Origin of the sequence: Sneathiella limimaris (assembly GCF_012932565.1) — a bacterium.
GTDB lineage: Bacteria > Pseudomonadota > Alphaproteobacteria > Sneathiellales > Sneathiellaceae > Sneathiella > Sneathiella limimaris.
In genome coordinates this window covers 1,982,038-1,999,407 of the sequence record NZ_JABBYJ010000001.1, presented here as the reverse complement: position 1 = coordinate 1,999,407, position 17,370 = coordinate 1,982,038, and the positions used below count along the sequence as shown (strand labels likewise).

General features: G+C 48.4%; 22 protein-coding genes and 1 tRNA gene. 9 read left to right on the top strand and 14 right to left on the bottom strand.

Annotation, left to right across the window (positions count from 1 at the left end):
- Positions 1-114: 114 nt before the first annotated feature.
- The 5 genes from HH301_RS09700 (at position 115) to HH301_RS09680 (ending at position 4,891) form a co-directional block, all read left to right on the top strand.
- The gene (locus tag HH301_RS09700) at positions 115-1,227 is read left to right on the top strand and encodes an ABC transporter ATP-binding protein (protein ID WP_169568706.1); all 1,113 of its coding nucleotides are present in this window, start codon (positions 115-117) and stop codon (positions 1,225-1,227) included.
- 15 nt (positions 1,228-1,242) lie between these two features.
- A complete protein-coding gene (locus HH301_RS09695; protein WP_420821184.1) occupies positions 1,243-2,166 on the top strand; it encodes an ABC transporter permease in 924 nt (307 codons plus the stop codon).
- Positions 2,163-3,440 (top strand): ABC transporter permease, encoded by a 1,278-nt coding sequence (locus HH301_RS09690; protein WP_169568704.1) that lies wholly within the window; start codon positions 2,163-2,165, stop codon positions 3,438-3,440. The genes HH301_RS09695 and HH301_RS09690 overlap by 4 nt, the downstream gene beginning before the upstream one ends.
- A gap of 132 nt (positions 3,441-3,572) precedes the next feature.
- Positions 3,573-4,019, top strand: a complete 447-nt coding sequence (locus tag HH301_RS09685; protein ID WP_169568703.1) for a hypothetical protein — start codon at positions 3,573-3,575, stop codon at positions 4,017-4,019.
- A gap of 218 nt (positions 4,020-4,237) precedes the next feature.
- Positions 4,238-4,891 carry a substrate-binding periplasmic protein gene (locus tag HH301_RS09680; protein ID WP_206378252.1) on the top strand — a complete coding sequence of 218 codons (654 nt, stop codon included), beginning with the start codon at positions 4,238-4,240 and terminating at the stop codon, positions 4,889-4,891.
- Between the two features lie 105 nt (positions 4,892-4,996).
- Here HH301_RS09680 and HH301_RS09675 read toward each other — a convergent pair whose 3' ends face one another.
- The 4 genes from HH301_RS09675 to HH301_RS09660 all read right to left on the bottom strand — a co-directional run bounded on the left by HH301_RS09675 (position 4,997) and on the right by HH301_RS09660 (position 7,145).
- A complete protein-coding gene (locus tag HH301_RS09675; protein WP_169568701.1) occupies positions 4,997-5,287 on the bottom strand; it encodes a DUF1330 domain-containing protein in 291 nt (96 codons plus the stop codon).
- 272 nt (positions 5,288-5,559) lie between these two features.
- Entirely contained in the window at positions 5,560-6,066 is a 507-nt protein-coding gene (gene rpsI / locus HH301_RS09670) for a 30S ribosomal protein S9 (protein ID WP_169568700.1), read from the bottom strand.
- Between the two features lie 2 nt (positions 6,067-6,068).
- Entirely contained in the window at positions 6,069-6,533 is a 465-nt protein-coding gene (gene rplM / locus HH301_RS09665) for a 50S ribosomal protein L13 (protein ID WP_169568699.1), read from the bottom strand.
- A 189-nt stretch (positions 6,534-6,722) separates the two neighbouring features.
- On the bottom strand, positions 6,723-7,145 hold the full coding sequence (locus tag HH301_RS09660) for a PaaI family thioesterase (RefSeq protein ID WP_169568698.1): 423 nt from the start codon (positions 7,143-7,145) through the stop codon (positions 6,723-6,725).
- Between the two features lie 145 nt (positions 7,146-7,290).
- Between HH301_RS09660 and HH301_RS09655 the strand changes: the two genes are divergently transcribed.
- Genes HH301_RS09655 through HH301_RS09645 form a run of 3 tightly spaced genes read left to right on the top strand, consistent with a single transcriptional unit; the run spans position 7,291 to position 9,862 of the window.
- Positions 7,291-8,091 carry an enoyl-CoA hydratase gene (locus HH301_RS09655; RefSeq protein ID WP_420821170.1) on the top strand — a complete coding sequence of 267 codons (801 nt, stop codon included), beginning with the start codon at positions 7,291-7,293 and terminating at the stop codon, positions 8,089-8,091.
- Positions 8,091-8,585, top strand: coding sequence for a CoA-binding protein (locus tag HH301_RS09650; protein WP_169568696.1), 495 nt, complete (start codon positions 8,091-8,093; stop codon positions 8,583-8,585). The genes HH301_RS09655 and HH301_RS09650 overlap by 1 nt, the downstream gene beginning before the upstream one ends.
- Positions 8,582-9,862: an O-acetylhomoserine aminocarboxypropyltransferase gene (locus HH301_RS09645; protein WP_169568695.1), complete on the top strand. Its 1,281-nt coding sequence runs from the start codon at positions 8,582-8,584 to the stop codon at positions 9,860-9,862. Before HH301_RS09650 ends, HH301_RS09645 begins: the two co-directional genes overlap by 4 nt.
- Here HH301_RS09645 and HH301_RS09640 read toward each other — a convergent pair whose 3' ends face one another.
- Both HH301_RS09640 and HH301_RS09635 read right to left on the bottom strand, forming a co-directional pair.
- Positions 9,863-10,255 (bottom strand): VOC family protein, encoded by a 393-nt coding sequence (locus tag HH301_RS09640; protein WP_169568694.1) that lies wholly within the window; start codon positions 10,253-10,255, stop codon positions 9,863-9,865.
- An 8-nt stretch (positions 10,256-10,263) separates the two neighbouring features.
- A complete protein-coding gene (locus HH301_RS09635; RefSeq protein WP_169568693.1) occupies positions 10,264-11,331 on the bottom strand; it encodes a COX15/CtaA family protein in 1,068 nt (355 codons plus the stop codon).
- 126 nt (positions 11,332-11,457) lie between these two features.
- On the opposite strand from HH301_RS09635, the gene HH301_RS09630 reads away from it, so the two are divergent.
- A complete protein-coding gene (locus HH301_RS09630) occupies positions 11,458-12,273 on the top strand; it encodes a substrate-binding periplasmic protein (RefSeq protein WP_169568692.1) in 816 nt (271 codons plus the stop codon).
- A gap of 57 nt (positions 12,274-12,330) precedes the next feature.
- Here HH301_RS09630 and HH301_RS09625 read toward each other — a convergent pair.
- The 8 genes from HH301_RS09625 to HH301_RS09590 all read right to left on the bottom strand — a co-directional run bounded on the left by HH301_RS09625 (position 12,331) and on the right by HH301_RS09590 (position 17,238).
- Positions 12,331-12,407, bottom strand: a tRNA-Pro gene (locus HH301_RS09625).
- A 90-nt stretch (positions 12,408-12,497) separates the two neighbouring features.
- Complete coding sequence (locus tag HH301_RS09620; protein ID WP_169568691.1) at positions 12,498-12,962, bottom strand: MerR family transcriptional regulator; 465 nt, start codon at positions 12,960-12,962, stop codon at positions 12,498-12,500.
- A gap of 17 nt (positions 12,963-12,979) precedes the next feature.
- Positions 12,980-13,282, bottom strand: coding sequence for an integration host factor subunit alpha (locus HH301_RS09615; RefSeq protein ID WP_169568690.1), 303 nt, complete (start codon positions 13,280-13,282; stop codon positions 12,980-12,982).
- Between the two features lie 196 nt (positions 13,283-13,478).
- The gene (locus HH301_RS09610) at positions 13,479-14,453 is read right to left on the bottom strand and encodes a beta-ketoacyl-ACP synthase III (RefSeq protein ID WP_169569551.1); all 975 of its coding nucleotides are present in this window, start codon (positions 14,451-14,453) and stop codon (positions 13,479-13,481) included.
- Between the two features lie 48 nt (positions 14,454-14,501).
- Complete coding sequence (plsX, locus tag HH301_RS09605; protein WP_169568689.1) at positions 14,502-15,599, bottom strand: phosphate acyltransferase PlsX; 1,098 nt, start codon at positions 15,597-15,599, stop codon at positions 14,502-14,504.
- A gap of 46 nt (positions 15,600-15,645) precedes the next feature.
- A complete protein-coding gene (gene rpmF, locus HH301_RS09600; protein ID WP_169568688.1) occupies positions 15,646-15,831 on the bottom strand; it encodes a 50S ribosomal protein L32 in 186 nt (61 codons plus the stop codon).
- A 66-nt stretch (positions 15,832-15,897) separates the two neighbouring features.
- On the bottom strand, positions 15,898-16,470 hold the full coding sequence (locus tag HH301_RS09595; RefSeq protein ID WP_169568687.1) for a YceD family protein: 573 nt from the start codon (positions 16,468-16,470) through the stop codon (positions 15,898-15,900).
- 189 nt (positions 16,471-16,659) lie between these two features.
- On the bottom strand, positions 16,660-17,238 hold the full coding sequence (locus HH301_RS09590) for a ubiquinol-cytochrome C chaperone family protein (RefSeq protein ID WP_169568686.1): 579 nt from the start codon (positions 17,236-17,238) through the stop codon (positions 16,660-16,662).
- Between the last annotated feature and the right edge of the window lie 132 nt (positions 17,239-17,370).

The following is a 17,370-nucleotide window of genomic DNA, read 5'->3' as shown; positions in this document are numbered from 1 at the left end:
AAATATTGAACCCGGGCTTATTTGACTAAGTCCGGGTTTGATTTTTTATGTCCCCAAGAGGGCTAAAAACAAACAATTGAAGTAATACGTCGACAGAAGGTTTTGGAGAACAGGATGACGAAGGGTGTTGGAGTATCCCTCGAGGATGTTTGGATCCGGTTTGGCGATTTTGTCGCCGTCCGTCAGGCCAACGTAAATATTAATGGCGGTGAATTCTTTTCGTTTCTCGGACCATCTGGTTGCGGCAAGACAACAATCCTCAGATCCGTTTCCGGCTTTTTGGAGCCCAGCCAGGGACGCGTCCTGATCGGCGGCAAAGATATGGCTGGCTTTGGACCAAACAAACGCCCCACTGCCCTTATCTTTCAAAACCTGGCCCTTTTCCCGCTGATGAAAGTTTGGGAAAATATTACTTTCTCTTTGGAGGTTCAGGGAGTTGGCAAAGCTGAGCGGCGCAAGCGCGCTGATGAACTCCTTGATATGATTGCCCTTCCCGGCCAAGGTGACAAACTTCCCTCAGAGCTTTCGGGTGGACAGAAACAGCGTGTCGCGATTGCGCGGGCTTTATGCGCGGAACCAGATGTTCTGCTGCTTGATGAACCCTTGTCAGCCTTGGATCTGAAACTGCGTCAGCATATGCGGACAGAGCTTCGTGAAATTCAGCAACGGGTCGGCATTACCTTTATTTACATTACCCATGACCAGGGCGAGGCCCTGACCATGTCAGACAATGTGGCCGTTATGCGGGCCGGTATTATTGATCAGATTGCGGATGGACATACCATCTATAACGACCCGGCAACGCCTTTTGTCGCCTCTTTCGTTGGGGAAAACAATGTGTTCAGGGGCACCATCAAATCCATTGAAGGATCTCATGCCATCGTGTCGACAAACCGGACAGGTGATCTGGTTGGCCGCATCGCTCCAGCCGCCGCTGGGAAACTCTCGGTCGGGGACCAAGCCATGATGTTCCTGCGGCCAGAAGCCTGCAGCCTTGCGGGTGACGACAACCCAGCGCAAAACAGATTTAAGGCTGTTGTGCAGCACGAAGAATTTGAAGGTCAGACCTACAATGTCTTCATGGAAGGCGATCAGGGCAAAGAAATTAAAATGTCACTGGTCAATGTGGGACAGGATCGCAAATCAGCCGCCGGACAGGAATTGACTTTGGAATATAATCCAGAGCTCGCCGTTATCCTTCCCTTCGGTGAACTGGCCAGCGAGTAAGAGGGTGTCATGAATATTGCGCATGCCTTCCGAAATTTTTATTTGAAGAACGGTGTCGGACTTGGCACCTTCCTTCTGCTGGCGGTTGCCTTCTGGGTAATTGTCCTCATTATCCTGCCGCAGCTTTCCATGCTGGATTTCTCCTTCCGGCACCATCTGCCACCGCCGGAAATGGGTGGCCCGAAAGATACCTACACAATTGAGCATTACAAATACCTGCTGCTGGGTGCGCCGGGTGCTGACAGTTCATACAATGTTGTGGATCTTAGTGTCTTTGGGCGGACAATCCTGGCTGCGGTTTTCGTAACCCTGATGAACCTGGTGATCTGTTATCCCATCGCCTATTATTTGGCGCAATCCAACAAGGGGGGTTTTACGCGGGCCTTGGTCCTGCTGTTGATCATTCCTTACTGGATCAATGAAATCCTTCGGGCTTTCGCTTTTCGGATCATCTTCGGCGAAACCGGTCTGATTAACGAGACCCTCTTGGCTATTGGGCTGATCGGAGACCCTATCGACTTTATACGCGCCAATGTGGCGCTCTATGCCGGGCTTGGATATGCTTATATCCTGCTGATGATCTTCCCAATCTATAACGTGATTGAGAGCTTGGACCGAAACCAGATTGAGGCGGCGCGGGATATGGGAGCTTCCTGGATACGGATCCATTGGCGGGTTGTGATCCCATTTGCAAAACCCGGGATCTCATCGGGTTGCACGATGGTCTTCATGCTCACCGCTGGTGCTCTTGCGGCCCCGCAAATTCTGGGCGGCCCGTCCAGTCTTTGGTTCACGCAGATTATTTATCAATGGTTCAACCAAGGCGGAAACTGGCCAAGAGGTGCAGCCTTTGCCATCGTTCTGCTGGTTGCCTGTATCATTATCGTCCTCACAATGATGCGTATCTTTAAAGTCAGAATGGGGGATATCGGCAAATGAAGACCGACAATCTCCTCCTCAAATTTTTCCTGTTCGCTTATCTGATTGTCTTTTTCGGATACCTGCTGGGGCCGCTTTTGGTGATGAGCGTAACGGCGTTTAACTCACCCGAATTTCCAAGGATGACCCCGTGGGAGTGCCTGACCTTTGAATGGTTCGATGTCCTCGCCAATGATGACAGGATCCTGAATGGCTTGAAAAACAGCCTCATCGTTGGTTTCGGCACGGTGATCCTGTCAGTGACGATGGGACTTGCGGGCGCGCTTCTGCTAACCCAGATCTGGCCGCGCATGCGGGCGACCTACTACACGATTGTGATCGCGCCAATCCTGATCCCGGGTGTTGTGCTTGGTATTTCAACGCTGGTTTTTTGGGACCGGGTCAACATTATGCTCGGCCTTAGCAATGAAAGCTTCCTGCATAACGGAATTTTCCTGACCATCCTCGGTCAATCCACCTTTATCGCCTCCTATTGCATGCTGGTCTTCGTTGCCCGGCTGCAACGGTTCGACGAAGGCCTGACCGAGGCAGCCCTTGATCTTGGGGCGACCAATGTGCAGGCGTTTCGGAAAATCCTGCTACCCTTTATGAAGCCGGCAATTGGATCTGCTGCGGTGCTCGCGTTCCTTGCCTCGTTTGAGAACTACAATACGACGACTTTTACCTTTGGGAAGTTTCCGACACTGACGATCGAACTGGCTCAGAAGGTTCGCTACGGAATCAATCCATCCATATCCTCCCTCGCCTTCATCATCATCGCATTAACGGTTCTTGGGGCCCTTATTCACGAAGCCTATAAACGTAAGCAGCAACTGGCTGTTGCAAACGGGGCTCCGGTCTCAGAAGTCATGGGCGGTGTTAAGTTGCCCAAGATCTTTCGGGGCAACCCAGCAGCGATTGTTCTGGTTCTTCTGGCTCTTGGCGGTGCCTCCACGATCTGGTTTGCACAAGTCTACAGCCCTGATCAATGTATCGAACAAGTTCGGGAACAGAAGCAAATTGAGATCCAGAAGAAGATTGACGCCATCAAAGAAAAACGGCGTCAGGAAATGCTGAAACGTCAGCAGGAGCAAAGCTCCAGCGGAACGACCAACACAGCACCTAAAGCCACTAATCCGGGTGCAGGTGCCTTCGGCGGTGTGTTCGCCCCTAAGAATCTGGACACAGAAACACCTGATAAAGGATCTGAGAAAAAATCCACCAATCCTGGTGCAGGTGCATTTGGTGGCGTTTTCGCTCCGCAGAACCTGAATAAAGAAAAAACCGAAGACTAAGGTTTTTCTGCTAGACTAAAAAGGGGCGCGTGAAAGCACGCCCCTTTTTTAAGTAGACTTACAGGTTATTGCACAGAGCGAATAAACACGGTACTTTCTTAGGCGATACGGCTTGAACCAATAGATCAAAAAATGAAAAACAAACTGGTTCCTCTCGAGAATGCACCAAAACTGCTCCAAAAAATTGTTAAGGCGTGGGAGAAAGCCGCACTGAACACGGGTCAACCACAACTTAAACAACTTGGGCAAGCTCTGCCCAAAAACTGGCTTGAATATGTGGATATTTATGAGGTTGAATCAGGAGGCAGGAGCTTCAGACTGCAAAAGCCTGGCAACAAGGTAATCGATATCACGAAGCAAGACCTTTGGGGCCGAACAGCAAAAGACATTGATCTCGTGTATGGTCTTCATCTGCATGAAGATATGCTAGCCGTTTACAGCAATCAGAAACCTGTTATTCACTACATTCATGTTTTTCAAGACCATAACAGAACGTCTTACAGAGCGCTAATCCCCGTGTTTACAACAAAAGACGCCGAAGACCCTTCGCAAATTTTGCTCTGCTTGGTTGAAAAATAACAGGCTTCAGAGCTGGGGTAGCGCCTCTACGTGAATTCACGGGTTAATTCAAACTTCATACTTATCCTTCATCCTGCTTATTGAATATTTCTAATGGAACATATTTGGGTGATTTAAGAGAAAGTATCAGTACAGTGTGGTTATCCTTAAGGTTCAGGGTGCTCGTTGCGTTCATCGGTATATGCACTCTGCAATCTGTAATTACGAGCCCCCCCGCCATGTCCGCGGAGCAACCTTGCTTGAAAATTGCCTATTGGGAATTGGATACACCTGAATTTGCGACCGGACTTGAGATTGTTCAAGAGGCTTATGAAGAAGCGGGAATATGTCATAAATTTTTGCAAATTCCCTATAAGCGCTCGGAACAATTACTAAAAGACGGAACGATTGACGCCGACATGTGGCGCCTCAAGGAATATACAGATACCCGCCTAGACTGGTTAGTTCCAATACCTGAAGCGCTCCTTGAAACTGAGGTCGGCATTGTCTTTAACACGGGAAGTGTTGATCCCAACAATCTTCAAAAATCACTTGAAGGCCAATCTATCGGAACCATTCTCGGGACGGTCCAAGGTGATCAATTTATCCAATCGATGGGAGCCCGACGGGTGATCGTCGACGATCACAAATCATTGTTCTTTCTGCTCAAAAACAACCGATTGAAAGCAGCTATCCTCTCCTTGCCTATTTTTGAAAGCCTGAGAGCAATTCATAACATCGGCCCTGAGGTCACGAGCCTGGTTATTCAAAAATCTAAGGTTGTTCATGTGCTTGCTAAAAAACATGAGCATCTTGTCCCACGCCTGAATACGGCCTTTCAGAAAGTCCTCAAAAAACGTAGTTTCTTTGACCGTACCAGTCCTACCAACTGACACCCGTCCCACTTTTTCCTATTAACAGATATTCGAAGCTGAATGTTGCAGGCGGTAGATTTTAAACTCGAACAGCATGCCTGCCAAAAATGCCAGTAGATGAGTTTACAACTTATCTACAAGCATCGCATTTAATGTCGAACCTGTTTGCCTAAGTGCTACAAGTGGTTGAAATTCGTCACAGGACCAAAATTTCTCTGCCTGCTCTCGCGAAGGAAACTCAATTACAAAAACCGCATCAGGCAGCCCTTCTTCACCTTCTAGCAACTTTGGGCCTCCTCCTCGCACAACAAACTTTCCTTCGTGCTGCTCAATCAATTCTGGAACCTTTGAGAAGTACTCATCCATCCAATCTTTTTTATGGATTTGCATCCTCCCAATAATAAAAGCACTCATGACCACTCCCATCAGAAAAAAACAGAACATTCAGTTTCTCTTGAAAGAGCATACTGTATCTCCAAACTCCAACAAATAGATCTGTTTCGTATAATGACAAAAGAAGACCGAGCTGAATAAGCAGGATCATACCCTTGAGCTCAACTCATGCTTTGGACAGTTTTTAAGGCAGCAGATTTGTGCGTTTTATATTGCTGCAAATTTTCGGAAGCCATCACGAAAAAAGGGCCCGCAACTGCGAGCCCTTTCCCATTTCCAAAACTGGAAACTGATTAACGTTTGGAGAACTGGAAGCTCCGACGAGCTTTCCGACGACCAAACTTTTTACGTTCAACAACACGGCTATCGCGTGTCAGGAAGCCTGCGGCTTTCAGTGGACGACGCAGAGCTGGTTCATACAGTGTCAAAGCTTTTGAGATACCGTGACGAACAGCACCGGCCTGACCGGAAAGACCACCACCTTTAACTGTACAAACAACGTCGAACTGCTCAACGCGGTCAGCAACTTCAAAGGCCTGAGCCAGGATCATGCGCAGAACCGGACGTGCAAAATACTGTTCTTGGTCACGACCATTAACAGTGATTTTACCGGAGCCTGGTTTTACCCATACACGGGCAATCGCGTCTTTACGCTTACCTGTTGCGTATGAGCGACCATGCTCGTCAATTTTTGGTTCAGGCAGTGGAGCTTCGATAACTTCAGCTGCATCAACAACTTCAACAGCGTCGTCGCTGCCGAGGTTTTTCAAATCCTCAAGAGAGTTCACTTCATCAGCCATTCTTAAGCTCTCCGTGTATTTTTAGCGTTCATTGCAGCTACATCCAGAACTTCTGGCTTCTGAGCTTCATGTGGGTGCTCGGAACCACCATAAACATGAAGTTTTTTCAGCTGTGCGCGGCCCAGTGGACCTTTTGGAACCATCCGCTGAACGGCTTTTTCAAGAACACGTTCAGGATGGGCGCCCCCAAGCAGCTTTTCCATTGTCCGTTCTTTAATGCCACCAGGGTAACCTGTATGCCAATAGAACTTCTTGTCAGTCAGTTTACGACCAGTGAAAACAACCTTTTCGGCGTTGATGACCACGATATGGTCACCACAATCGATATTTGGTGTATACATTGGTTTATGCTTACCGCGCAGGCGGTTTGCAATGATTGCAGCAAGACGACCTACGACCAACCCTTCAGCGTCGATAATCGTCCATTTGCTTTCAACCTCGGAAGGTTTTGCAGAATAGGTGCTCATAAAATTCAGCCTTCGCTCATGCGTGCCAAAACAAAAGAAAGGGAGACAAACGCTCCCCAAAACTTGAGGTGGGTTATAATTTTACTTTAGATCATTGTCAATCGGAAAAAACGCAATAAAAACACACCTTTATTTATGTGGTATTATATTACCGCATTATTTTAGGTGATTGATAACCCCTTATTTTGTTTAGGATTTTGACGGCGGAATTGCGTAGGTTACCGTTGCATGGGCAACCGGATCCTCTACCCCTTCGGAATAAATCGCGACATCCCCAATTGCCAAAAGCTTACCCAGCTTTAAAAGGCGTCCTTCACCACGAAGGATTCCCGGCTGTGGTTTGCGAAGGAAATTAATATTCAGGTTTGTGGTGACCGCCAACGCGACAGGACCGATTTGTGCCAGCAGAAGGAGATACATGGTCACATCGACAAGGGACATCATGGTAGGTCCGGATACGGTTCCCCCTGGGCGGAGATGCTGATCGGATGTTTTCATGCCAATCGTGATTTCAGTATCACTGACAGATTCAACCTGATAACCATAGTGGGACACCTCCGGAAATTCTGTCTTGAGAAATTCCATCAGCATTTCATCAGTCATTACTGGCATCCACCACTCCCCTTTTCTTCTTGTTGTCACCGGTTTTATACAAGCTATCAACTGAAGTGAACAGTTGTCATTGCACTCCCGGCATTTTCCAGTAATCTAGCTCAAAGCCCGGTAGACTATAAAAACAGGGCCAAACGGGAGATTTATGATGAGTGAAGTTGCAGCAAAATCCGCCTCACTACTGTCCTTGGAAATAGAAGGACGTGTCGCACGGCTGACCTTAACGGACCCTGCGAGCCGAAATTCCCTCTCTAGTCAGATGATGCAAACTATCAGCGATACCTTCGATGAGATTGCAGGGAATGCTGATATTGCTGTTGTTATTCTGGGAGCTGAAGGGCCGGTCTTTTCCTCAGGCCATAATCTGAAGGAAGTTATGAGCGACAACCGTCAGGAAGTGATGCTGGCCCTGTTCAACCAATGCAGTGCGATGATGCAGAAAATTGTCAACCTGCCGCAGCCGGTCATTGCCAAAGTAGATGGTATTGCGACAGCGGCCGGTTGCCAGCTCGTTGCCAGCTGTGATCTGGCTTTCGCCACCAAATCCTCCCGCTTTGCGACACCTGGCGTCAATCTTGGCCTTTTCTGCTCCACTCCTATGGTCGCCCTAAGTCGGAATGTCGCACCAAAGCATGCCATGGAAATGCTGTTGAGCGGTGAATTCATCGATGGTGAAAACGCAATGCGCTTTGGCTTGATCAATAAAGCAGTCGAGCCGAATGAACTTGAGGATATTGTCCAAAAATTCGCCAAGAATATTGCAAGCAAATCCACCCACACGGTGAAAACTGGCAAGGCTGCTTTCTATAAGCAGGTGAATATGCCACTGGATCAAGCCTATGATTTTGCCTCGGAGGTGATGGCGAATAACATGCAGTCCCATGACGCCCAAGAAGGAATTGATGCCTTCCTGAATAAACGCGAGCCCGATTGGCAGGACAAGTAATGGATCATTCAAGTTATTCAGACGAGTATATTGGCGAGATCCTGGAGACTGTAAAGAACATTGCGCTTGTTGGCGCCAGTGATAACCCGGTTCGCCCCTCCTATATGGTGATGCGCTATCTGCAGCGTAAAGGCTACAGAGTATTTCCGGTAAATCCTGGGAAAGCAGGTCAGGAACTGCTTGGTGAAAAGGTATATGGGTCTCTTCAGGAAATTGAAGAGCCAATTCATATGGTGGACTGTTTCCGAAACAGCGAAGCCATCCCGGCTATTGTCGAAGAGGCAAAGGCCATCAAGGCACCCGTCCTCTGGTTGCAGCTTGGGGTTATTAATGAAGAGGCTGCAAAAACGGCGGAGGCTGCGGGCATGAAGGTTGTCATGAACCGATGCCCAAAAATTGAGTTTGGCCGATTATCTGGGGAGATTGCCTATATGGGCGGTCGGTCAGGCATCATTTCATCGAAACGAAATAAGCTACTAGGGAAAAAGAGATGACAAACCCGAAATTTGAAACCTTGGCTGTCCATGCCGGCGCGGCCCCAGACCCAACGACCGGCGCGAGGATCACTCCAATCTACCAGACAGCTTCCTATGTGTTTGATGATGCAGATCATGCTGCTGAGCTTTTTAACCTGCAAGCCTTTGGCAACATCTATTCGCGCCTGACCAACCCGACCAATGCGGTTCTTGAAGAACGGGTTGCCTCCCTTGAAGGCGGAGCAACAGCTTTAGCCGTCGCCTCTGGCCATGCAGCGCAGATGATTGCCTTTCACACGCTAATGGAGCCAGGAGATGAATTCCTGGCCTCCACCCGGCTCTATGGTGGCTCGATCACTCAGTTCAGTCAGTCTTTCAAGAAGTTTGACTGGCACGCGATCTTTGTTGATCCGGATAATCCTGAAAACTTCAAAGCGGCCCTTACCCCAAAATGTAAGGCGATTTTTATTGAAAGCCTGGCCAATCCGGGCGGTGTCGTAACGGATATCGAAGCCATCGCAAAAATTGCCCATGAAGCCGGCATTCCATTGATTGTCGATAATACACTGGCAACACCCTATCTTTGCCGTCCAATTGAATGGGGCGCGGATATCGTTGTCCATTCTGTGACCAAATTCTTGGGCGGTCATGGAAACTCAGTTGGCGGTGTGATTGTGGACTCAGGTAAGTTTAACTGGAGCGCCAGCGATAAGTTCGCAACGTTAAGCGCACCGAACCCGTCCTATCACGGCCTCAAATTCCATGAGACTTTTGGGGAGCTTGCTTTTGGCATCGCCTGCCGGGCACTTGGTCTTCGGGACCTGGGCCCTGCCCTTTCGCCGTTCAATGCCTTCCAACTGGTGACCGGCATCGAAACCCTTGCCCTAAGAATGCGTGAGCATGGCAAAAACGCTTTGAAAGTTGCTGAGTTCCTGAAAGGTCATGACAAGGTTGCTTGGGTGTCCTATGCAGGACTAGAGAGCGATCCTTATTACGGCCTTGCAAAGAAATATATGCGAGATGCATCAGGCGGCGCTGTGATGACATTTGGTATCAAGGGTGGATATGAAGCTGGCATCAGGATGGTTGAGAATGTGGATCTGTTCTCTCATCTTGCTAATATCGGCGACACCCGAAGCCTGATTATTCATCCGGCATCGACAACGCACCGACAACTGGAAGAACCCCAGCAGGTTGCGGCAGGCGCAGGTCCAGATGTGATCCGACTATCAATCGGCATCGAAAATGTAAACGATATTATTGCTGACCTAGATCAGGCACTCCAAAAAGCCTGATCAGGCAGGCTTTTCGTCATCATAAACGGAGAGCTCTATCAAATTCAGATCGGGGTCACGCACATAAAGGGATGTGATTGACCCCGTCGCCCCTGACCTGGCAACTGGCCCTTGCAGAATTTCGATGCCAGCCGATTTAAGCCGAGCTTCAACTTTCTCGAGCGGGACATAGCAAATGAAGCAAAGATCGGCTGTTCCAGGCTTCGCAAGCTCTGCCCGAGGGCTCAGCTCCTTACCCACGACGTGGACATTCAGTTTTTGAGAGCCGAAATGTAGCGCATAGCGCGCGTCACCAAACTCCTCAAAGCGCATATCCAGCACATCACAATAAAATGCCTTTGTTTTTTCAAGGTCGGCTACTGTAATAACCAGGTGATCGAGACGTCCAATCATGGCAAGGCTCACTTTGTCATTAATCGCTGTTGGTGAAGACTATGAACAGTCGCAATGGCAAATCCCAAAACCACCATTCCGCCTGCCTGATGCAAAGCGCCCAGCGACACGGGAACCACCATAACCAGCGTCCAGATCCCAATTATGACCTGCAGAAAGACGCTCGCAACCAGAAAATGGGCAAAGCGCCGAACGGTGGGATCTGTCGTCTCCTTCCGGCATTTTAAAAAGAGGACGATAATTACCGCAAAGACGACATAAGCACCAATCCGATGGGTAAACTGAATAGTCGCCACATTTTCCAGAAAATTCAGATACAAGGGGCTCATGTGAAAAATATCATCCGGCATAAAGCCTCCACCCATCGTCGGCCAATCATTGTAGATAAAGCCCGCGTTAAGACCGGCGACGAAACCGCCGATAAGGATCTGAAGAAATACCAACGCCAAGGAAATAACGGCAAATCGCAACAATGCGCTCGAGTTTTTGACCCCTTCTTTCGGATAGAGAAGCTCAAATGCAGTCCACAAAAGGGCTGCGAAGATAATCCCCGCCAATCCCAAATGCGCTGTGAGGCGATAATGGCTGACGTCAGGGTGGTCAACTAGGCCACTTTTCACCATGACCCAGCCCATGACACCCTGACTACCCCCCAATATGAGAAGGCCAACCAGCCTAGGAACCATGTTCATCGGGATTTTTCGAAGGATCAGAAACAGGAAAAACGGGACAGCAAAAGCAAGCCCGATCAAACGACCCAAAACCCGGTGGGAATATTCAAAGGCAAAGATTTCCTTGAATTCGTCCAGGCTCATTCCTTTGTTGATTTTCTGATACTCTGGAAAGGCTTTGTATTTATCAAACTCAGCGTGCCAGGCTTCCTCGCTCAAAGGGGGAAGCCAACCTGTAACCGGCTTCCACTCCACCATGGAAAGACCGGAGTTCGTAAGCCTTGTCACCCCACCCAGAACGACCATGCAAAAAACAAGAAACGCAACCAGCAAGAGCCAGTTTGCGAGCAACTTGCGGTTCTTCGCCTCAAGGGAGAACCCATAACTTTGAGAAATATCCATCATGTGCCGCAAGATACTCTGGAACTGTTTTAAAGCGCAATTGGAATTAAAGCGGCAATTTGCCACGGACCCAGTCGTCTCGCCTCACACTTAAACTCAACTTAAGAATTACCTGTTATTTATAAGCCCATGATTAAACTCTTACCGCACAATGCAATCTCTATCGCTCAAGTCGCTTCAATGATATTGGTCATGATGTTTATGATGCCATTGGATGCTCAAGCTAAGAGTTTAAAGGTGTGTTCAGTGGAAATTCCCGGCGGATTAATGACCACGGGAAATGACGGGACAATTGATAAAAACCAACCTTATGTCACGCTATTTAATGAGATCACCACAAAGGTATCAGCCAAAACAGGTTATGAATTTTCACTCATTATTCGCCCTGCCGCGCGTTGCGCACATATGTTTGCAAAACGTGAGGTAGACATTGTCTGGCCCTTTATTATTAGTGAAGATCCTGTCAGGGTAAAAGAATGGGGCTATCCAGAACTTCCTGTATATTCAATGCCGATCATCATGGGGGGATACTATATATTTACCCGCAAAGATGAGCCCGTTATCAATGACATAGTAAGCCTCGAAGGAAAAACGGTCGTTCACGCTTTAGGCTATGGAATTCCTGTCTCATATGAAAAAAACGATCGTATATCCAAACAAGCTGTCGCCAATAACGAACAAATCCCAAAAATGCTCACCGCTGGCAGAATTGATGCTGGCATTCTGCAAACGGGTTGGGTTCCAGGGCTGAAAAGAGAGGGTTTACTTGATGACCTTCACCATGGAACTGTGATCGATTTCTGGGGTGGTGGCTTTTGTTTCCATCCTGATGAAGAGGGCATCTCTCTTGCCAATACGTTCACCAATGTGATCCTCAAAATGATCGTAAGCGGTCGGTACAAAGAAATCATGACCGACGCACCCTATTTTATCCCTGAATACTAAATAGAATTCCCCATAAAAAAAGCCCTCGAAAACGAGAGTTTTCAAGGGCTTTTCGATTGGTCGGGCAGGCCGGATTTGAACCGACGACCCCTTCACCCCCAGTGAAGTGCGCTACCAGGCTGCGCTACTGCCCGTCTGTCTAACCGGCGCGCACTATAGCCTCGTTATTTTGCCAATGCAACGCAATCACGCGCGCCGATTTAAAAAAGTTCTGACTGGATTTTTTAGCGAGGGAGTAGTCGGCGAATTGCCTGAAGTTCCTGCAAAAGCCCTTCCAGTTTCTCTCTGGAACCAGCGTTCAACCCTGCATCATCGGGAGTAGTCTGGGCAGGAGCATCTGAAACTGGTGTAGATGTAGTAACAGGTTGAGTTTTCTGAAATTCCCCGGAAAGAACATCAATATTCTCGATCTTGCCACCCTGCTCCTTCAAGAGCTTCTGGGCACCCTTGATCGTAAACCCATGGGTGTAGAGAAGATCGCGAATGCCGCGAATAATTTCGATATCAGAGGGACGATAATATCTGCGTCCACCACCTCTTTTCAGAGGTTTCACGATTGTAAATTTGGTTTCCCAGAACCGCAGGACGTGCTGGGGGACATCCAGCTCCTCAGATACTTCGCTTATCGTTCGAAAAGCGTCAGGATCCTTTTCTGATTTACCCCCATTAGTGCTATTAGAATCTGCCATACCCAACCATTAAATTCTTAGCTGGACTGGCTGTTGATCTTGTCTTTCAAAACACTTGAGGCCTTGAATACAAGAACCCGGCGTGGCTCGATCGGGACTTCTTCACCCGTTTTAGGGTTCCGTCCAACGCGTCCATTTTTCTGACGAACCTCAAAATTGCCAAAAGAAGAAATTTTGACATTTTCGCCGTCGATCAAACATCTGGAAATTTCGTCCAATACAGCTTCCACATGCATCGCAGACTCTTTGCGAGAAAGCCCTACCTTCTGATAAAGTGCTTTAGCCAGATCAGACCTGGTAACTGCCTTTTTTTTGCTCATGTCTCCCACCTCATACACTGTATTAAAGGATTAGCACAGGAGATGTGACCGTCAACTCCAAACAGAGAAAAAGACATAAGAAAATGGCCTAAAACGGTGATTTTATAGAAAAACCGCCTTTTAGTATGTCGAATTAGCCAATAGTCGAAGGAAAAAGTCTGTAAAAACGAATCTTAATTTACAGAATCACCAATAACTAGAATCGCACTAGTGCGGAACCCCACGTAAAACCGCCACCCATTGCTTCAAGCAGTAATAAATCACCTTTTTTGATACGGCCATCTCGAACAGCTTCGTCTAGAGCAAGCGGAACAGATGCTGCTGACGTATTGCCATGCCGATCAACAGTGACTACGACTTTTGTCGGATCCATTTTAAGTTTCCGGCCTGTACCATCGATGATCCGCTTATTGGCCTGATGCGGGATCAGCCAATCGATATCGTCAGCTGAGAGACCCGTTGCCTCCAAAGCTTCGCCAACCACATTGGCCAGATTAGTAACCGCATGCTTAAAGACTTCACGGCCTTCCATCTTCAAAAAACCTGTTGTCTGGGTCGAGGAAGGTCCCCCATCCACATAGAGAAGATCACGGTGGCGTCCATCGGCATGCAGGTGGCTTGTCAGCATTCCCCGATCTTGATTTGTGCCCGGTTGCTCATCAGCCTCCAGCACAATTGCACCAGCTCCATCCCCGAAAAGAACACATGTGGTTCGATCCTTCCAATCCAGAATACGGGAGAATGTCTCAGCGCCGATGACCAATACCCGATCGGCCTGTCCTGCTTTGATAAAATTATCCGCGGTTGCAAGCGCATAGATAAACCCGGTGCAAACAGCCTGGATATCAAATGCATACCCATGGGTCATCCCAAGGTTCTTCTGGATAGTCGTTGCTGATGCTGGGAACGTCAGATCAGGTGTGGCTGTTGCCAGTATAATCATGTCGATGTCATCGGCCGTTACGCCAGCGGCCTCCATCGCTTTTAAGGCAGCCTTAGTTCCAAGATCAGAAGTGACTTCACCTTCTGCAGCAACATGCCGTTGACGAATACCAGAGCGGGAGACAATCCATTCATCAGAAGTGTCTACTCTCTCCGCCAGCTCATCATTGGTGACGACACGTTCTGGCAGATAAGATCCTGTTCCGGTAATAATCGAACGACGCATAATTCCCTATTCTCTGAAGACAGACTTCAGCACTTATTTTTCTTCACACAATCAGGTGTCCGTAGCGACCTCGGATGGGTTTTCACTCGACTTCTCCGCCGCGGGAGTAGTTGTACCACTGTTACTCATTCGAACCGCAAACTCTTTGAAATGATCAATCATTTTATCGATCATGCCATCAGTGATCATTTCAATTGTAACCGCAATCGCATTCGCATAGCCGTGCTCGTCGGTCCCGCCATGGCTCTTCACACAAATGCCGTTTAGACCAAGGAAAACGCCGCCATTATATCCGCGGGGATCCAGTCGATCTTTCAACATTTTCAAGCCACTACGAGCCAAAAGATACCCGATCATGGTCAGAATCGAACTCCGAAACCCCTGACGCAGGAAGTCTGCATACAAGGTGGCGACCCCTTCCGCAGTTTTCAAGGCAACATTACCGGTAAAACCGTCTGTGACCACCACATCTACAACACCGCGGGTAATATCATCGCCTTCAATAAAGCCATAATATTCAAAGGGAGCGTTTTCCATATCCCTAAGGCGCTCACCCGCTTCCTTGATAGTGTCGCTGCCTTTGAGCTCCTCACTTCCAACATTGAGAAGGCCAACGCGCGGCGGAACCCGCCCCAGAACAGCGCGGGAAAAATCTGCACCCATCACTGCGAACTGCACCAGGTTATCAGCATCACATTCGATATTAGCGCCCAAATCGAGCATCACCGTTTCCCCTTTTGGAGAGGGAAGAACGGAAGCGATTGCCGGACGATCAATACCTGGAAGGGTTTTTAGAGAGAATTTGGCCATCGCCATCAAGGCGCCGGTATTACCCGCAGACACCACGCCTCTTGCCTCGCCATCCCGAACAGAATCGATGGCAAGCCGCATGCTGCTTTTGCGTCCTTTACGGAGGGCATGGCTTGGTTTGTCTTCGCCCTTGATCGCCTGATCCGTATGACGGATCTCACTAACTGCGGCAACACCTGGATATTTGTCCAGGAGAGGCTTCAGGCGGGCTTCATCACCAAACAGCAAAAACCGGGCGTCAGGGAACTGAACGCGGACAATGTCTACGCCTTTGATAACAATGTCCGGGGCATTATCTCCCCCCATTGCATCAAGGGCAATAACAACAGTCGCGCTCATCCTAAAGTCCGGTTTTTTATAATTGGTTTAACAGGGATAAGGAAGTTTAGAGGACTTCTGCTGTGTCCACAACTTCGCGATCACCATAAAAACCACAAGAATCACAAACGTGGTGAGGGCGTTTCAATTCGCCGCAGTTTGTGCATTCCTGAACCTGAGTTCCGCCAAGAGCGTCGTGGGCCCGGCGCATATTCCGTTTTGACTTGGTCGTCTTTCTTTTAGGTACTGCCATTTCTCTATCTCTCACTCATGCACCCTTACGGGTGACTAACAAACTCCACCAGTGCTTTCACCGGTCTCATTTCTTATTCATCAAGTCCTTCAGGTTGGCAAAGGGCTTATAGAATTCCTGCTCTGGTTCACCCTCTTGCTCATCCTCTTCCGACTGCTGCAGATACTTTGCGCTGTCAGAATTTGACGCCCCTTCTGCACGAGGATAGGGGTCCAATGCAAGTGCAATCTGCTCGCTCGCGGCCTGCACTACATCAATCTGACCCCCTTCCACTAGCTCGGGAAGGTCTACTTCGTCTTTGCTGAACACATATTCGACTTCGGTAGGAACCGTGTCCTCTTTGTCGAACGTGTAGCACAAGGCGAATTCAACATCAATTTTCTGCGGTACTGGCTCAAGACTAACCACGCATTCCTGCACCGCTTCGGCTTTCATGTTCGCTGACAACTCAAGGAATTTGCTGCCATCTTTTCTCTTGATGACACCTTTGACATCCAGAGAATTCAGTCCAAGAATTCCGAGCCGTTTCGCCAAATCCGCCCGTTCGTTTTCATCTGCTGTAAATTGGAATTCAATGGGATCGCGCTTCAGGCGATCGACCTTGATCCATTTTACAAATTCTGCTCCGGCATTCTGCATGGAGCGTCCTTTCCAACTCTTCTTGATCCAATATGACCGAGTGTTGCTGAAAATCGTCCGGTCTTCGATTCGAAGGCGCGAAAATAGGCGTTTCCGGCCTCCGGGTCAATTGATTTTACAGCCTTCTGCAAACTTATTGAATAAACGAATAAAAACAAAAACTTAACCCACTACTCCCGAAGGAGAGTTTTAAGTCAGCTTATAAGGAACAAAAGAGACCTGCCCTTTTTTCAATCCTTCATAGGACAAACCTGTTAGATGCGCGTCCGCACGGCGGATATAATCCGCCAACTCCTTCAAGACCGACTCACTGGGTGATGTTTCCAGAGTGCCATAGTGATTCCGGGCCAATGCCTGTTCCAGGGTTTCTTCACCACTTCCCTCTAAAGCTGTTTCATAGGCGACGATACGGCCGTAAAAAACCTGCGCCATCGCCTTGATCCGCTTCCCGACGCTCAAATCACCTACACCGATTTCACGAAGACAATGATCCATGTCGACAAACATACGATCAAAAACCGCCTGTGACAGCTCCTGCCCCTCTTCACCTTCTTTCTTCAACCGCCGCATAACCAGAAACGCATGCAGGGACACCATCTCATAGCGTCCGTCTACAGTATCGGGAACGTCTGCTTTCAAATAAAAAACCGGTTGCCTCGCCTGTGCAACAATCCCGTCATAAAGATCAGCAGCGGCTTGTTTCAGCGCTTTGTCACCGAAAAGTTTCTTGAAAATCATACACCAGCCTACTCTGGAAAGAATTGACATTTCCCCATCGAAAATGCCATTTATACTCCTTGAGTTAAGGGGTTGTGATATCAAAGTCAACATTGAGATCTAGCGGCCTCTGCTTTGCAGAATGAAGTCTTTCACAGGCAGTACGCATTTATGAAAAAATTC

What these genes read in the sequence shown, in the direction of transcription:
- HH301_RS09700 (WP_169568706.1), top strand. Translation starts at nt 115, where the DNA reads ATGACGAAGGGTGTTGGAGTATCCCTCGAGGATGTTTGGATCCGGTTT.
- HH301_RS09690 (WP_169568704.1), top strand. Translation starts at nt 2,163, where the DNA reads ATGAAGACCGACAATCTCCTCCTCAAATTTTTCCTGTTCGCTTATCTG.
- HH301_RS09685 (WP_169568703.1), top strand. Translation starts at nt 3,573, where the DNA reads ATGAAAAACAAACTGGTTCCTCTCGAGAATGCACCAAAACTGCTCCAA.
- HH301_RS09680 (WP_206378252.1), top strand. Translation starts at nt 4,238, where the DNA reads ATGTCCGCGGAGCAACCTTGCTTGAAAATTGCCTATTGGGAATTGGAT.
- HH301_RS09675 (WP_169568701.1), bottom strand. Translation starts at nt 5,287, where the DNA reads ATGAGTGCTTTTATTATTGGGAGGATGCAAATCCATAAAAAAGATTGG.
- rpsI (WP_169568700.1), bottom strand. Translation starts at nt 6,066, where the DNA reads ATGGCTGATGAAGTGAACTCTCTTGAGGATTTGAAAAACCTCGGCAGC.
- rplM (WP_169568699.1), bottom strand. Translation starts at nt 6,533, where the DNA reads ATGAGCACCTATTCTGCAAAACCTTCCGAGGTTGAAAGCAAATGGACG.
- HH301_RS09660 (WP_169568698.1), bottom strand. Translation starts at nt 7,145, where the DNA reads ATGCCAGTAATGACTGATGAAATGCTGATGGAATTTCTCAAGACAGAA.
- HH301_RS09655 (WP_420821170.1), top strand. Translation starts at nt 7,291, where the DNA reads ATGATGAGTGAAGTTGCAGCAAAATCCGCCTCACTACTGTCCTTGGAA.
- HH301_RS09650 (WP_169568696.1), top strand. Translation starts at nt 8,091, where the DNA reads ATGGATCATTCAAGTTATTCAGACGAGTATATTGGCGAGATCCTGGAG.
- HH301_RS09645 (WP_169568695.1), top strand. Translation starts at nt 8,582, where the DNA reads ATGACAAACCCGAAATTTGAAACCTTGGCTGTCCATGCCGGCGCGGCC.
- HH301_RS09640 (WP_169568694.1), bottom strand. Translation starts at nt 10,255, where the DNA reads ATGATTGGACGTCTCGATCACCTGGTTATTACAGTAGCCGACCTTGAA.
- HH301_RS09635 (WP_169568693.1), bottom strand. Translation starts at nt 11,331, where the DNA reads ATGATGGATATTTCTCAAAGTTATGGGTTCTCCCTTGAGGCGAAGAAC.
- HH301_RS09630 (WP_169568692.1), top strand. Translation starts at nt 11,458, where the DNA reads ATGATTAAACTCTTACCGCACAATGCAATCTCTATCGCTCAAGTCGCT.
- HH301_RS09620 (WP_169568691.1), bottom strand. Translation starts at nt 12,962, where the DNA reads ATGGCAGATTCTAATAGCACTAATGGGGGTAAATCAGAAAAGGATCCT.
- HH301_RS09615 (WP_169568690.1), bottom strand. Translation starts at nt 13,282, where the DNA reads ATGAGCAAAAAAAAGGCAGTTACCAGGTCTGATCTGGCTAAAGCACTT.
- plsX (WP_169568689.1), bottom strand. Translation starts at nt 15,599, where the DNA reads ATGAGCGCGACTGTTGTTATTGCCCTTGATGCAATGGGGGGAGATAAT.
- rpmF (WP_169568688.1), bottom strand. Translation starts at nt 15,831, where the DNA reads ATGGCAGTACCTAAAAGAAAGACGACCAAGTCAAAACGGAATATGCGC.
- HH301_RS09595 (WP_169568687.1), bottom strand. Translation starts at nt 16,470, where the DNA reads ATGCAGAATGCCGGAGCAGAATTTGTAAAATGGATCAAGGTCGATCGC.
- HH301_RS09590 (WP_169568686.1), bottom strand. Translation starts at nt 17,238, where the DNA reads ATGTCAATTCTTTCCAGAGTAGGCTGGTGTATGATTTTCAAGAAACTT.